This is a genomic window from Actinomadura citrea (assembly GCF_013409045.1).
Classification (GTDB): domain Bacteria; phylum Actinomycetota; class Actinomycetes; order Streptosporangiales; family Streptosporangiaceae; genus Spirillospora; species Spirillospora citrea.
In genome coordinates, this window is the sequence record NZ_JACCBT010000001.1 from 7821342 (window position 1) to 7835986 (window position 14645).

General features: G+C 74.0%; 11 protein-coding genes. 7 read left to right on the plus strand and 4 right to left on the minus strand.

Features of this window, described 5'->3' with window-relative positions; all coding sequences use genetic code 11:
* Positions 1 to 9: 9 nt before the first annotated feature.
* The 6 genes from BJ999_RS35825 (at position 10) to BJ999_RS35850 (ending at position 5727) form a co-directional block, all read left to right on the plus strand.
* On the plus strand, positions 10 to 1062 hold the full coding sequence (locus BJ999_RS35825) for an alpha/beta hydrolase (RefSeq protein ID WP_179837364.1): 1053 nt from the start codon (positions 10 to 12) through the stop codon (positions 1060 to 1062).
* 58 nt (positions 1063 to 1120) lie between these two features.
* Positions 1121 to 2404, plus strand: coding sequence for a sensor histidine kinase (locus tag BJ999_RS35830; RefSeq protein WP_179837365.1), 1284 nt, complete (start codon positions 1121 to 1123; stop codon positions 2402 to 2404).
* Complete coding sequence (locus tag BJ999_RS35835; protein WP_179837366.1) at positions 2401 to 3066, plus strand: response regulator; 666 nt, start codon at positions 2401 to 2403, stop codon at positions 3064 to 3066. Before BJ999_RS35830 ends, BJ999_RS35835 begins: the two co-directional genes overlap by 4 nt.
* 88 nt (positions 3067 to 3154) lie before the next feature.
* The gene (locus BJ999_RS35840; RefSeq protein ID WP_179837367.1) at positions 3155 to 3772 is read left to right on the plus strand and encodes a response regulator; all 618 of its coding nucleotides are present in this window, start codon (positions 3155 to 3157) and stop codon (positions 3770 to 3772) included.
* Between the two features lie 265 nt (positions 3773 to 4037).
* A complete protein-coding gene (locus BJ999_RS35845; protein WP_179837368.1) occupies positions 4038 to 4631 on the plus strand; it encodes a DUF6230 family protein in 594 nt (197 codons plus the stop codon).
* Between the two features lie 4 nt (positions 4632 to 4635).
* Positions 4636 to 5727, plus strand: a complete 1092-nt coding sequence (locus tag BJ999_RS35850; RefSeq protein WP_179837369.1) for a DUF6114 domain-containing protein — start codon at positions 4636 to 4638, stop codon at positions 5725 to 5727.
* Here BJ999_RS35850 and BJ999_RS43300 read toward each other — a convergent pair.
* From BJ999_RS43300 to BJ999_RS42640, 3 genes are read right to left on the minus strand one after another with little or no spacing between them, the layout of a single operon-like run.
* Positions 5640 to 7109, minus strand: coding sequence for a serine/threonine-protein kinase (locus BJ999_RS43300; RefSeq protein ID WP_179837370.1), 1470 nt, complete (start codon positions 7107 to 7109; stop codon positions 5640 to 5642). The two genes, BJ999_RS35850 and BJ999_RS43300, sit on opposite strands and share 88 nt — an antisense overlap.
* Before the next feature lie 22 nt (positions 7110 to 7131).
* Positions 7132 to 8847 carry a serine/threonine-protein kinase gene (locus BJ999_RS41595; RefSeq protein ID WP_218935395.1) on the minus strand — a complete coding sequence of 572 codons (1716 nt, stop codon included), beginning with the start codon at positions 8845 to 8847 and terminating at the stop codon, positions 7132 to 7134.
* Positions 8847 to 10613, minus strand: coding sequence for a serine/threonine-protein kinase (locus BJ999_RS42640; RefSeq protein ID WP_329098559.1), 1767 nt, complete (start codon positions 10611 to 10613; stop codon positions 8847 to 8849). Before BJ999_RS42640 ends, BJ999_RS41595 begins: the two co-directional genes overlap by 1 nt.
* A gap of 233 nt (positions 10614 to 10846) precedes the next feature.
* Here BJ999_RS42640 and lysX point away from each other — a divergent pair, with 233 nt between their 5' ends.
* Complete coding sequence (gene lysX / locus BJ999_RS35870) at positions 10847 to 14146, plus strand: bifunctional lysylphosphatidylglycerol synthetase/lysine--tRNA ligase LysX (RefSeq protein WP_179837371.1); 3300 nt, start codon at positions 10847 to 10849, stop codon at positions 14144 to 14146.
* Here the strand turns inward: lysX and BJ999_RS35875 are convergent.
* The gene (locus BJ999_RS35875) at positions 14143 to 14628 is read right to left on the minus strand and encodes a hypothetical protein (protein ID WP_179837372.1); all 486 of its coding nucleotides are present in this window, start codon (positions 14626 to 14628) and stop codon (positions 14143 to 14145) included. The two genes, lysX and BJ999_RS35875, sit on opposite strands and share 4 nt — an antisense overlap.
* Positions 14629 to 14645: the final 17 nt, after the last annotated feature.

A 14645-nucleotide genomic window follows, 5' to 3' on the forward strand; every position in this document is an offset into this window, starting at 1 on the left:
ATGGAACCGGTGAGCGCGACCCTCATCGGCCCCGTATGCCTGCTGGCGCTGGGCTGCGCGGTCGCGGCCGTCGTCCTGTGGCGGCGGCTCGCGGGGGCGGGCGTCCGGGCCGTGCTGGCGCGCTCCGGGCTCCTGCTGGCCACGCAGGCCGCGCTCACCGCGTCGATCGTGCTGCTGGCCAACCGGTACTTCGTGTTCTACGCGACGTGGAACGACCTGCTCGGCCACGATCCCGCGCACCTCCGGGTCCAGCACGTCCAGCCGCAGCGCCCGGCGGGACGCCCCGTGGAGCGCACCACCACGGGCCTCGGCCCGAAGCGGGCGGGCCACAGGCCGGACCCCGCCGAGGACGGACGGGTCGACCGCCTGACCATCCACGGCGCGCGCAGCGGCGTGGACGCCGAAGCGTACGTCTACCTCCCGCCGCGGTACTTCCAGCAGACCGAGCGGCTGCCCGTGGTCGTCCTCCTGGGGGACGGCGCGCCCGCGGACCGGCTGCGGGACGCCGGCCCGCCCCGCACCGCCGGAGGGACGCAGCCCATGGTGTACGCGATGGTGCGGCTCACCGGCGCCGCCGACTGCATGGACGTGCCAGGGCGGCGCCCCACGCTCGGCGAGACCTACCTCACGCAGGACCTCCCCGAGGCCCTGGCCTCGCAGTACCGGGTGGCGGAGTCCCGCGAGGGATGGGGCGCGGCGGGGACGGGCGAGGGCGGGTGGTGCGCGGCGCGGCTGGCGATGCTGCGCTCCGACCGGTTCGCCGCCGCCGCGAGCCTGGGCGGCCGGTTCGGCGCGCCGGACGGCGACCTCTACGGCGGCAGCGAGCGCTACCGGCTCGGCAACGACCTGCTGTGGCGGCTCCAGAACGTCCCGCCGCCCCCGGTGTCGATCCTGGTCGCGGCCGGGAGGGGCGACGAGCAGGCCCGGCGGTTCGCCGCGCTGGCGCGCCCGCCGATGCGCGTCGAGACGTCCCCGGTGGACGGCTCCCCCGCGTCCCCCTCCGAGGTCGCGTCCGTCCTGACGTGGCTGGGAGCACGGCTCCGGATACCTCCCGCGGAGTAGGGACGCTGACTCCCCGGGGCCGACGTGGCGCCGGGGGCCCATGACTTAACGTGCAGGGATGAGCACTTCGCCGCCGCGCTGGCCGCGGCCCGCCGCGTGGCCGGTGTGGGTCGTCCCGCTGCTGGTCGCGTTCCTCCAGGTGGGCGGGTCGCTGGGCGCGCAGGGCGACCGGTCGTCCGGGGGAAGGAGCGGCGGCCCGCCCTGGGAGCACGGGAGCGAGTCCCTCGGGCACACCGACCTGGACGCGCTCGGCTTCGCGCTGCTCCTCGCCGGACCCGCCCTGCTGCTGTTCCGGCGCCGGTACCCGGTGTTCACGGTGTGCTCCACCGCGGCCGTGACCGCCCTGTACTTCCTGCGCGCCTACACCTACGGCCCGGCGCCGCTGGCCCTGGCCGTCGCGATGATGGCCGCCGTCGTCGCCGGGCGACGGCTGCTGGTCTGGGCGGGGACGGGCATCGGCCTCGCCGCGTTCTTCGGCCTCACCGCGTTGATCGGCGTCCCGGCCGCCGAGCGCGGTCAGGACGGCCCGTTCCCGGTGGAGGAGCCGACGCTCGGCGGGTCGAGCTTCGTGGTCGGCTGGGCGCTGGTGGTGCTGGTCACCGCGGAGCTGATCCGGATGCGCGGGCAGCGCGCCGCCGAGACCGCCCGCACGCGTGCCGAGGAGGAGCGCCGCCAGGCCAGCGAGGAGCGGCTGCTGATGGCCCGCGAGCTGCACGACGTGCTCGCGCACAACATCTCGATGATCAACGTGCAGGCGGGCGTGGCGCTGCACCTGCTGGACGAGAACCCCGAGCAGGCCCGGACGGCGCTCGCCGCCATCAAGGACGCCAGCAAGGAGGCCCTCACCGAGATGCGCGGGGTCATCGGCGCGCTGCGGGCGCAGGGCGAGACCGCGCCACGCGCCCCGACCGCCGGGCTCGGCGGGCTGGACGACCTGCTGGCCCGCGCGCGGTCCGCGGGGCTGGACGTCGAGGCCGAGTTCACCGGGGAGCGGCGGCCGCTGCCCGCCGGCGCCGACCTGGCGGCGTTCCGGATCGTCCAGGAGTCGCTGACCAACGTGACCCGCCATGCCGGTCCCGGCCCGGTGACGGCGAGGGTCCGCATCGCCTACGGTGAGCACGAGATCGTGGTGGAGGTCGAGGACGACGGCCGGGGCGTGTCGCCGCTGGACGACCGGCCGGGCGGCAGCGGCATCCGCGGCATGCGCGAGCGGGCCGCCGCGCTCGGCGGCGCGTTCGCCGCCGGCCCGCGGACCGGCGGCGGGTTCGGCGTGCGGGCGCGGCTGCCGCTGGACGCCGGCCCGGATGCCGGGGCGGCCGGGCCCGAGGGAGATGCGCGATGATCAAGGTGCTGCTGGCCGACGACCAGGTGCTGGTGCGGGCCGGGTTCCGGGCGCTGCTGGACGCGCAGCCCGACATCGAGGTCGCCGGGGAGGCGGGCGACGGCGAGGAGGCCGTGGCGCTGGCCCGCCGGCTGCGTCCCGACGTCATCCTGATGGACATCCGCATGCCCGGCCTGGACGGCCTGGAGGCGACCCGGAGGATCGCCTCCGACGAACGGCTGGACGGCGTCCACATCGTGATCCTCACCACGTTCGAGCTGGACGAGTACGTGTTCGAGGCGCTGCGCGGCGGGGCGAGCGGGTTCCTGGTCAAGGACACCGAGCCGGTGGAGCTGATCCACGCCGTCCGGGCCGTCGCGGACGGGGACGCGCTGCTGTCACCCAGCGTCACCCGGCGCCTGATCGCCGAGTTCGCCGCGCGGGCCAAGGAGCCCGCGCCCTCGCCGCGGCTGAACGCGCTCACCGACCGGGAGCGGGAGGTCATGGCGCTGGTCGGCGAGGGACTGTCGAACGAGGAGATCGCCGCCCGGCTCGTGGTGAGCCCCGCCACGGCGAAAACGCACGTCAGCCGTACGATGGTGAAGCTCGGGGCGCGGGACCGGGCGCAGCTCGTGGTGTTCGCCTACGAGTCGGGACTGGTCAAACCGGGCTGGCTGCCCTAGAAATTTTACTCTGCGGCGATTCATTGTTGTCGCTCGCAGGACCATGACAGGGTGGACGGCACACGCCGTCACCGACGTGAGGAGTCCGGTGCCGCACGACGCGAGGATTCTGGCCGTCGACGACCGCGAGGAGAACCTCACCGCCCTCGCGGCGGTGCTCGACGCGCTGCCGGTCGAGGTCGTGCCGGTCACCTCCGGCCAGGCCGCCCTGAAAGAGCTGCTGAACGACGACTTCGCGCTGATCCTGCTCGATGTCGTGATGCCGGAGATGGACGGGTTCGAGACGGCCGAGCACATCAAGGCCCGGCCGCGCACCCGGGACGTCCCGATCATCTTCCTCACGGCGGGCGGCGGCACCGGCGAGCAGGCGTTCCGCGGGTACGCGGCGGGCGCCGTCGACTACCTCACCAAGCCGTTCGACCCGTGGCTGCTGCGCGCGAAGGTGTCGGTGTTCGTGGAGCTGCACCGGCGGAACCAGCAGCTCCAGCAGCAGGCCCGGCTGCTGCGCCAGACGCTGGAGGACGACGAGGGCGAGGGCGAGGGGTCTCCGGCGGGATGCGACCGGCTCCTGGCGGCCCTGGACCAGCGGGTCGCCCGCATCGAGGCCGATGTCGCCCGGCTGCGGTCCGGCGAGCCGGCCGACGAGCTCGACGCCCACGTCGCCGATCTGCGGACGGCGCTGGACGCCCTGGCCGCGGGCGGCTGAACCTCTCCCCTCCCTTGCGGGTGCGGGGTTCCCGCACGCCCATCAGCGACTACTTGCCGTAGCCGCTCTCGACGCGGCGCCCACCGGACTCGGCGACGCCCCAAGAACATGATCTTGCAGGTCAGCCGACTGGAATCTTTTACCTTTGGTGATACTTGTCCGGTTTGTCGCAAGTAAGTACTTGGGGGTAACTTGCACTCTGCGTCACACCAGTGACCCGCGTCACCGCGGTCCCCCACCGGACCACGAACCCCCGGAGGCCCCCATGACCCCCTCGTCCGACGCCGCGCTCGGCCGCGTCCGCTGGAAGCGGTTCGCCGCGATCGCCGCCCCCGCCGCGATCGGCGCGGGCGCCCTGGTCCTGATGACCGCGCAGGGCGCGATCGCCTCCTCCTTCGCCGTCTCCGGCGGCAGCTTCAAGGTCAGCGCCGACTCGCTGAACGGGCAGGGGTTCGTCCAGTACGGCGGGGTCGACGCGGGCAAGGACGGCGCCAAGCACCCGGTGCAGATCTCCGGCATCAGGTCCGCGCAGATCCGCAACATGTGCCAGTCGGTGAAGGTCGGCCCGTTCACCCTGCGGCTGACCGCCGGCACCGGCGCCAAGCCCGTCGAGGCGAGCGACCTCGTCCTGGACGTGGAGCAGCTGAACGCCGACGCCACGTTCTCCGACATGGAGATCGGCCGGGACGCGAGCACGCTCAGCAAGGGCCCGGACGGCGCGCAGGGCCCGGCGGGCATGTTCGGGCAGCAGGCGTCCACGATCGAGCTCCGCAACGTCAAGCAGGTCGCGTGGGCGACCACCGCCGGGACCTTCAAGCTGAACGACCTCAGCATGAAGCTCGGCGCCGAGTGCTTCTGAGGCCATGACCTTCCACACCCCGCCGGCTCCCCGCGCGCCGCACGGATTCCGCCGCTGGCGGCGGACACGCCCCTTCTGGGGAGGCGTGTTCGCCGTCCTCGGCGGCGTCGAGCTGGTCGCGATCCCGCTGGCCCCGATGCCGCTCGTCGTCCACCAGGGCATGGCCGGCGTGGCCAGCTGGCTCATCGGCGCGCTGCTCGTCACCGCGGGCGCGCTGCTGTGGTTCCAGCCCGCCCAGCGCAGCTTCTACGGCATCCTCGCGGTCCTGCTGTCACTGGCGTCGTTCCTCACGTCCAACTTCGGCGGGTTCCTCGTCGGGATGCTGCTGGGCGTGCTCGGCGGAGCCCTCGGCTTCGCCTGGTCGCCCGCCCCGGACGGGCACCGGCCGGGCGCGGCGCCGCGGGACGCCCGTCACGCGACGCACGGGGCGCATGCGGCGCCGCGCGGCGGGCGGCTGACGGCCCTGGCGATCCCGGCCGTCCTGGGGATGCACCTGCTCGCCCCGGCGCCGTCGCCGTCCCCGTCCTCCTCGGCGGCCCCGTCCTCGGCGACGCCGTCCCCCTCGGCTACACCGCCCGCGAGCCGGGCACCGTCGCAGCAGCCCCCCACGAGCGCGCCCCCCGCGCCCACCACAACGCCCTCTCCCACCGCGACGCCCTCTCCCACCACCCCAGCTCCGGCCAAGGACGCGGGAACCGGACCGCGCCTCTACGCCGACGCCGGGACGCTGCGCGCCGACTCGCTGACGATGTCGGGGCTCAGCTACGACGGCGTCGCCTCCCTCCCCTCGGCGGGCGGGGCGGTGCAGGCGCTGAAGTTCAGCATGACCAAGGCCGTCCTGAAGAACGTCGACCAGACGGTCGCGCACGGCGGCGCCGCCGCGCGGACCCGGACCGGCAGCCTCACGCTGACCGGCGGCGTCGTCATGTACACGACGAAGATGTCGTCCAAGCTGCTGGGCATCCCGGTGACCTTCACCCCGGCGGCTCCGCCGCCGCTGACGCTGCCCTACATGGTGATGACGGACGTCGTCTCCGAGCAGCCCGCCGTCACCGCCGGCGGGGCGCAGATCAGCGGCCTCGCCGCCACCGGGTGATCGGGCGCGCCGCCCAGCGCGCCGGTGCCCAGCCTGCCGCGCAGGATGAACGCGCCCAGCAGCACCGCCGCCACGACGAGGACGACCGCGACCGTGACGACCAGCACCGTCTTGCGGCGCTCCCCGCCGCCGCGGGGCCGGTCGTGGACGGGCGGCGGCGGAGGCTGCTGCCAGTTCGCGTACTGCTGCGGCTGCTCCCACGGCGGAGGCGTCTGCGGCGGAAGGCTCGGATGCGGCTGCCGCACGGACGGGTGCTGCACGGACGGGTGCTGGGACGGGGGCGGCGCCCACTCCGTCCCCACCAGCGTCCGCGGCTCCGGATCCGGCCGGGGAGGGGACGGCGGCGGGCGGTGCGGGGCGCCGCGGTCCTGGAACCGGCCCGGGTCGCGGCGGGTCACCGGGTCGGGCTCGCCGCCCTTGCCCGCGTCGCGGCGCGTGACCGGGTCGAGGTCCTCGGGGTCGAGGACGGTCTCCGAGGCGTCATCGGGCCGGCCGCCGGGCAGGTAGCGGGCGGACGGCTCGTCCGTCATCGTCTCGTTCGCCACCGGCGGCCGCGGCGGGGACGGCTGCGGCATGGCCGCGACCTGGGTGAGCATCGGCAGCGCCTGCGCCGCCGTCATCCGGCCGAACGGCTCGCGCGCGAGCAGCCCCTCCAGCACCCGGCCGAGCGGCCCCGCGTTCCGCGCGGGCGGCACGGGCTCGGTCAGCGCGGCCTGCAGCGACGACATCGCGTCGGACCGCTCGTAGGGGGAGCGGCCCTCCACGGCCGCGTACAGCGTCGCGCCGAGCGCCCACAGGTCGGAGGCGGGGACCGCGCGCTCGCCCTGCACCCGCTCCGGCGCGATGTAGGCGGGCGATCCCATGACCAGGCCCGTCTGGGTGAGCGTCGAGTCGCCCTCCATCTGCGCGATGCCGAAGTCGGTGAGCACGGCCCGCCCCGTGTCGGTGACCAGCACGTTGCTGGGCTTGACGTCGCGGTGCAGGATGCCCTTCTGGTGGGCGTGCTGGAGCGCCCCGAGCATCTGCAGCCCGATGTCGGCGACCCGGCGGTGCTCCATCGGGCCGCGCTCGATGATGTCCTGCAGCGACGGCGCGAGGACCAGCTCCATCACGATCCAGGGACGGTCCGACTCCTCGACGACGTCGTGGACGGTCACCACCCCGGAGTGGTTCAGCCGCGCCGACGCGCGGGCCTCGCGGAACGTCCGCTCGTACAGGACGGCGCGCTCCGCGTCGCTCAGCCCGGGCGGGAGCACGACCTCCTTCACCGCGACCTCGCGGTCCAGCATGGTGTCGAAGGCGCGCCACACGGTGCCCATGCCGCCGCGGCCGACCACCGAGTCGAGCCGGTAGCGGTTACCGAGCAGACGTGCCTGTGCCATCTCTAGAAGGTCCCCCCACTGGTCATCCCACCCCGGAGGGCTGGAACGTGTCGAGCACATTGTTCACGAGTGTCTCGTTCTCGTTCCACTGGGAGGTGGGTACCGCCACCACCACGGCGAAGGGCCGGCCGTCCACCATCACGCCGCGGTCCCTCGCGCGCGTGCCGCCCGAGCGGGACCAGGTGAACTCGATGTCGGCCGCGGGCCGCCCGGCGACGGTCGTGCGGGTGATCTCTCCGATCCGCTGGAAGCCCTGGAGCTTGCCGTCGGCGATCGCCTCCCGCTCCCAGGTGACCCAGTGCTCGTAGGGGTCGCCGGACCAGACCGTCCGGTCGACCTGCACGTAGGCGCTGGACGCGGGGTCGGTCCAGACGACGCTGTTGCCCTGCACCGAGCGCCGCCACCCGCGCGGAACCGCGATCGTGTAGCCGGGCCCGCTCGCGCGGACGAGCCCGTCGGGCAGCCGCGGCGGGCTCGAACTCGACGCGGGCGCGGGGTCGTCCGACGGCGTGGTCGGGGTGGTCTGCGTGGTCGGCGTCGTCTGCCCCCCGGCCTGCGGCGGGTGCGACACGCCCGGCCCGCCGGCCGAGGAGCCCTTCGGCCAGAAGGCGAACCCGGCGACCGCCAGGACCGCCGCCGCCACGACGACGCCGGCGAGGACCGGCAGGGCCGGGGACTTCCTGCGCGCCGGCGCGGACGGGTGCCCCTGCGTCCACTGCGTGCCCGTTCCCGGCGGGTAGTGGTCCGTCGTCTCGGGCGGGACGGGCACCGGAATGGACGCCTGCGCGTGCGTGGACGACTGCGCCTGCGTGGACGACTCCGACGCGGGCGACCGGCCGGGCGGGAACGACGCGGTCCAGGTGGCGCCGGCGGCCGCGGCCGTCGCCTCGTTCGCGGCGATCTGCGCGGCGGCCGCGTCCGCGGCGTGCCCGGAGGCGACCGCCTTGAGCGCCTCCTCGGCCCGGTCCCCGGTCATCCGCCGCACCGGGTCGCGTTCCAGCAGCCCGGTGAGGACGGGCGCCAGCGGCCCCGCGTTCCTCGGCGGCGGGACGTCCTGCGTCATCACGGCGGCGAGGACCGCCATCGCGTCGCTGCGGTGGTGCGGCGCCCTGCCCTCCGTCGCCGCGTACAGGGTGGCTCCGAGCGCCCACAGGTCGGACGCGGGGATCGCCGGGTCGCCGTTCACCCGCTCCGGCGACATGTACGCGGGCGACCCCATGATCAGCCCGGTGCCGGTGAGGGTGGCGTCGCCCGCCACCTGCGCGATGCCGAAGTCGGTGAGCACGGCCCGGTCGTCGCCGGTGACCAGCACGTTCGCCGGCTTGACGTCGCGGTGCAGGACGCCGATCGCGTGCGCCGCCCGCAGCGCGCCCGCGATCTGCGCGCCGATCGTCGCGACCCGTCCGGGCGGCAGCGGGCCGTCCTCCTCCACGACCTCCTGGAGGGAGCGGGCCCGCACCAGCTCCATGACGATCCACGGCCGGCCGTCCTCGTCCACGACGTCGTGTACGGTCACGACGCCCGGGTGGTTCAGCCTGGCCGAGGCGCGGGCCTCGCGCAGCGTCCGGCGGTGCCGGTTCTCGCGCTCCTCGTCGCTCAGCCCCGCGGGCAGCACGACCTCCTTGACCGCGACCTCGCGGTCGAGGGTCTCGTCGGTGGCGCGCCACACGGTGCCCATGCCGCCGCGTCCGACGACCGATGCGAGCCGGTACCGACCGGCCAGCAGCCGCCCTTCCATCAGGCCTCCGCGGGCTTGAAGAACCGGTAGACCGGCTGGAGTTCGGAGTACACCTCGTCCCAGTCGCCGGCGGGGGCCCGGAGCAGGATCGCGTAGCCGTGCCCCTTCGTCACGAACCCGCGGTTGAGGATGTGCACCCGGCCTCCGTCGCCGTCGTAGGTGAACTCCCAGTCCGCCGACTTGTCGCCGTTCCCGGTGTCGGGGACCGGCGGGTGGTCCCCGGTCGCCGCGATCCTGAGCTTCCGGTAGCCGGGCCAGCCGGAGCCGCCCCGCTCCTGGCGCCGCCAGTCGTCGATCGCGCTGGCGCCCGGGTCGTCGGTCTGGTCGATCTGGATGTAGGTCTTGCGGCCGGGGGCGTAGAAGAAGTCGCCGCCGTTCTTGCGCTCGGGTCCCTTCCAGTCATCCGGGACGGGAACGGAGTAGCCGCTGCGATCCTTGTGCGTCCTGAACCCGGCGGGGAGGGCCGGGCTCGGGTCCTTGGACTTGACCGGGGAGGACGAGGAGGCCTTCCCGGTGGCGGGCGGCGTCGACGCGCTCTTCTTCTGCCCCTTCGCGTCGTCGTCGCCGCCGCTGCTGGCCAGCGCGATCCCCGCGACGACCAGGATGACGAGCAGCACCACACCCGCGATGATCAGCACGTTGCGGTTGGACGCGAGCGCGGGGCGCCCGGTGGACGGGTGGTGGGTGGTGGGCGGGAAGTGGGTGTCCGGCCCGGGCTCGGGCCTGTCGCCCGGGACCGTCACCCGCCCGGCGGGCTGGGTGCGGGGGCCCGGCCGCCACGAGCGGACCCGGTCGGGGTCGGGCGCGGTCTCGGCGGGGTTCGCGGACTCGGGCGCGCTCCGCGCCTCCCTCGGCAGGTCGAAGCTGGTGAGCTGGTCGGGGCGGGCGCCGGCGTCCGCCGGGCGGAGCGCCTCGCCGGGCGCCTCCGGCATGGTCGTCTGCGTGCCCGGCGCCTCCTCGACCGGGTACTCGACGGCCATCGTCCGCTGGGTGTCGACGGTCTCCTGCCGGACGATCTCGTCCAGCATCCGGCCGGCCTCGATCGCGTCCATCCGCTGATCGGGGTTCTTGCGCAGCAGGCCCTCGATGACCGGGACGAGCCGGCCGCCCTTCTCCGGCGGGTCGGGCTCGTCGGAGATCACCGCGACCAGCGCGGCCATCGGCTCGGGACGCTCGAACGGCGACTTGCCGTGCAGCATCGCGTACAGGGTGACGCCCAGCGACCACAGGTCGGAGGCCGGCCCGGCGACGCGGCCGCGGGCGCGCTCCGGCGCGATGTAGGCGGGCGAGCCCATGACGAGCCCGGTCTGGGTGAGGGTGGCGTCGCCCGAGGCGGTCGCGATGCCGAAGTCGGTGAGCACGGCGCGCTCGCCCATCCGCCCCGTGCCGGTGATCAGCACGTTGCTCGGCTTGACGTCGCGGTGCAGCACCCCGGCCTCGTGCGCGGCGTGCAGCGCGGCGAGCATCTGCCGGGCGATCTCCGCGGCGCGGCGGGGCTCCATCGGCCCGTCCTGCTTGATCACCTGGTCCAGGGAGCGAGCCCTGATGAGCTCCATGATGATCCAGGGGCGGTCGTCCTCCTCGACGACGTCGTAGACGGCGACGACGCCGGGGTGGCTGAGCCTGGCCGCGGTGCGGGCCTCACGGAACGTGCGCTTGTGGTGCACGGCGCGTTCCTCATCGGTGAGACCATGCGGGAGGATGACCTCCTTCACCGCAACGTCACGACCGAGGACCTCATCGTGCGCCTGCCAGACCGTCCCCATGCCGCCTCGGCCGACCTGGGTCACCAGGCGGTATCGGCGGGCGAGCAACCGCTCACCGGTGGGTTCATTTGGCATATCCGCGACCATATCGACTTTTGCTGACAACCTTGGACTGAGAGTGCAAGCCACATCCCCCTACCCGTACGACGTCCGAGATCACCACGCGGTTCGCCGCCGACCGGGCGCGCGGGTGCGGAGACGTGATCGACGTGCGACCCGGTAGGAAGGGGACCATGACCGAGCTGGGCCAGCAGCGCGGCCTGCGGGGCGAGTGGGGGCGGCTGATCCAGGCCGCTCCGACGATCTTCTTCTGGTACACCCGACTCTCCGGGATCCTGTCGCTGCTCGCATGGGTCTCCTATGGTCTCATCCTTGAGATAGCCGATATCTGGGCGTTGCGATGGATCGGTTATCTCGGCTGGTTCCCGAGCGTCCCGATCGGCCTGCTCTGGATCCTGTTGTCGATGGGCGTCCGGCGGCGCAAGAAGGCCGCGTGGCGGATCCTCGTCCTGATCTTCTGCCTGCCCACCGCGCTCGGCGTCACCGCCGTCCTGACGACGCTGTTCAACCCGGACAAGCCCACCCCCGTCGGCCTGATCGTCACCGCCGCCGTGTACCTGGCGGTGCTCGGCCTGCTGATCTCCGCGCGCGGCCAGTTCACCACCCTGCCCGACCGGGCCAACCGGCGCCTGGCCACCGTCGTGTTCACCAGCCTCCTGATCGTGACCTGCGGGATCGGGACGTTCCTGGTCACCCTGACCGACCGCAACTCCCGCGGCGACTTCTGGACGCATCCGCTCTACGCGATCTCCCAGACCGTCCTCGGGCCGCGCGTCACCGGCAAGCCGATCGACGTGTCGGTGCCGTTCTGGGTGGACGTGATCCTGTGGGTGCTCGGCACCGGACTGATGATCGCCACCTTCTGGGCGCTGTTCAGGCCGGGGCGGCGCGACCCCGTCCTCAGCCCTCAGGAGGAGCTGGCGGCGCGCGCTCTGCTCGCCGAGTACGGCGACCAGGACTCCCTCGGCTACTTCGCGCTGCGCCGCGACAAGGACGTCATCGTCGCGCCGAACGGTAAGGCGGCCATCGCCTACCGGGTCGAGGGTTCGGTCTCGCTGGCCAGCGGCGACCCGCTCGGCGACCCCGAGTCCTGGGACCAGGCGATCGAGGCGTGGCTCGGCGAGTGCCGCGCGCACGCCTGGATCCCCGGCGCGGTCAGCGTCGGCGAGCGCGCCGCCCGCATCTACAAGCGGCACGGCTTCGACGCGCTGGAGCTCGGCGACGAGGCCATCGTCGACCTCACCGACTTCAACCTGGACGGACGGGAGATGCGGCAGGTCCGCCAGGCCGTCCGGCGCGTCGAGCGGGCCGGGTACACCGTGCGGATCCGCCGCCACTCGCAGATCCCCGGCTGGGAGATGGCCAAACTCATCCGCAGCGCCGACGCCTGGCGCGGCGAGGAGACCGAGCGCGGCTTCTCCATGGCGCTCGGCCGGCTCGGCGACCCCACCGACGGGCGCTGCGTCATGGTCGAGGCGTTCGACGCGCACGGGGAGCTGCGCGGCCTGCTCAGCTTCGTCCCCTGGGGGCGGGCCGGGCTGTCGCTCGACCTGATGCGCCGCGACCGGCTCGCCGAGAACGGCCTCAACGAGTACATGGTCGCCAAACTCGCCGAGAAGGCCGCCGCGGTCGGCGCGCAGCAGCTGTCGCTGAACTTCGCCATGCTGCGCTCGGCGTTCGAGCGCGGCTCCCAGATCGGGGCGGGCCCCGTCGCCCGGCTCTACTACCGGTTCCTGTCGTTCGCGTCGAAGTTCTGGCAGCTGGAGTCGCTGTACCTGTCGAACGCCAAGTACATGCCCGACTGGCGTCCCCGCTTCATCTGCTACGAGCACGGGCGGCACCTCGTCCGGCTGGGCCTCGCCTACGCCCGCGCCGAAGGGTTCCTGCCGAGCCTGAACCGCCCCAAGCTGGACCGGGCCGCCGCGATGGTCCCGTCCGGCGACCTCGTCGACAAGATCAAGGAGATCGAGGAGGCCGCGGAGGCGGCCCGCGCCCCGCAGCGCCGGCTGTCGGAGCAGGAGCGGGTCCGGCACGCCAAGCTCGACCAGATCCGCGCCGCCGGGATGGAGCCGTACGCGCTCGGCTGCGAGCGCACCGACGTCGCCTCCGGCATCCGGGAGCGGCACCCCGGCCTCGCCCCCGACTCCCGCACCGGCGACGCCGTCGCGATCGCGGGGCGCGTCGTCCTCGCCCGCGAGCACGGCCGCCTGATCTTCGTCACGCTCCGGGACGAGACCGGCGACCTCCAGGTCATGCTGACCGCCGACGCGCTCGGCGAGGACTCGCTGCGCCGCTGGAAGTCGCTCATCGACCTCGGCGACCAGGTCGGCGTGCGGGGCGAGGTCGTCACGTCCCGGCGCGGGGAGCTCTCGGTGCTCGCGTCCTCGTGGACGCTCGCCGCCAAGTGCCTGCGCCCCCTGCCGAACAAGAGCTCCGGGCTGTCGGACCCGGAGGCCCGCGTCCGGCACCGGTACGTGGACTTCATCGTCAACGACGAGTCCCGCCGGATGCTGCGGATGCGCGGCGACGCCGTCGCCGCCGTCCGGGACGGCCTGCGCGCCCGCGGCTACCTGGAGGTCGAGACGCCGATGCTCCAGCCGGTGCACGGCGGCGCCACCGCCCGCCCGTTCACCACCCGCATCAACGCCTACAACATGCAGCTCTACCTGCGCATCGCGCCCGAGCTGTACCTCAAGCGGCTCCTCGTCGGCGGCGCCGGCCGCGTCTTCGAGCTGAACCGCAGCTTCCGCAACGAGGGCGTCTCGCCGCGACACAACCCCGAGTTCACGATGCTGGAGGCCTACGAGCCCTACGGCGACTACGACACCATGGCCGAGCTGACCCGCTCCCTCGTCGTGGACGCGGCCCGCGCCGCCCTCGGCACCACGGTCGTCGTCCGGGACGGCGCCGAGTACGACCTCGCCGAGCCGTGGGATGTGATCACCGTCTACGAGTCGGTGTCCAAGGCGCTCGGCGAGGAGATCACCCCGGGCACCGCGCCGGAACGGGTCCGGTCGTTCGCCGAGCGGACGGGACTGAACGTCGACCCGCAGTGGGGGCAGGGCAAGATCGTCCAGGAGCTGTTCGAGGCGCTCGTGGAGGAGAAGCTGGCGGCGCCGACGTTCGTCCGCGACTACCCCGCCGAGACGTCGCCGCTGACCCGGCCCCACCGCGACGACCCGCGCCTGGCCGAGAAGTGGGACCTCATCATCTTCGGCCTCGAACTCGGCACCGCCTACTCCGAGCTGATCGACCCCATCCTCCAGCGGCAGCGGCTGACCGAGCAGTCGCTGCAGGCCGCGGGCGGCGACCCGGAGGCCATGGAGCTGGACGAGGACTTCCTGCGCGCCCTGGAGTACGCGATGCCGCCCGCCGGCGGCATGGGCATGGGCATCGACCGGCTGCTGATCACGCTGACGGGCCGCAGCATCCGCGAGACGATCCCGTTCCCGCTGGTGCGCCCCGGCTCCTAGAGGCTCCGCGGCGCGGGCCGCAACCCCTCCCCCGCGAGCCACGCCCGCGCCGCCCCCCGCCGGGCGTCCTCCCCTTCGGGCAGGTCGCCCGGCGGGACGGGCAGCCCCTCCGCCTCGTCCGCCGGGTGCACGTCCCCGCGCTCGGGATCGAGCACCTGGAACCCGTCCTCCATCGCCGCGGCCACCGCCCCCAGATCGACGGGAAGCGGAGCCAGCCCGGTCGGCGCCCGCACCCCGAGGGCGGCGGCCAGTTCGTCCGCCAGCTCGGCGTCGCCGGGCAGACCGCGCTCGTTCAGCTCGTCCAGGCACGCGAGGGCGAGGGGCCGCACGTCACGCCCCTGCGCCAGGGCGGCGACGAGCACGTCCCCGGCGTACTGGAGCACGGGAGTCAGCGGACGCCCCCGGAGCAGGCCGGCGTCCCCGAACCCCCGGTGCGCGGCCGCCCGCAACCGCGCCAACGCCTCCTCGCCCCATTCCGTCACGCACACATTTGTACAGA

Coding starts and splice junctions, on each gene's coding strand:
- BJ999_RS35830 (WP_179837365.1), top strand. CDS start 1,121: ATGAGCACTTCGCCGCCGCGCTGGCCGCGGCCCGCCGCGTGGCCGGTG.
- BJ999_RS35835 (WP_179837366.1), top strand. CDS start 2,401: ATGATCAAGGTGCTGCTGGCCGACGACCAGGTGCTGGTGCGGGCCGGG.
- BJ999_RS35845 (WP_179837368.1), top strand. CDS start 4,038: ATGACCCCCTCGTCCGACGCCGCGCTCGGCCGCGTCCGCTGGAAGCGG.
- BJ999_RS35850 (WP_179837369.1), top strand. CDS start 4,636: ATGACCTTCCACACCCCGCCGGCTCCCCGCGCGCCGCACGGATTCCGC.
- BJ999_RS43300 (WP_179837370.1), bottom strand. CDS start 7,109: ATGGCACAGGCACGTCTGCTCGGTAACCGCTACCGGCTCGACTCGGTG.
- BJ999_RS41595 (WP_218935395.1), bottom strand. CDS start 8,847: ATGGAAGGGCGGCTGCTGGCCGGTCGGTACCGGCTCGCATCGGTCGTC.
- BJ999_RS42640 (WP_329098559.1), bottom strand. CDS start 10,613: ATGGGGACGGTCTGGCAGGCGCACGATGAGGTCCTCGGTCGTGACGTT.
- lysX (WP_179837371.1), top strand. CDS start 10,847: ATGACCGAGCTGGGCCAGCAGCGCGGCCTGCGGGGCGAGTGGGGGCGG.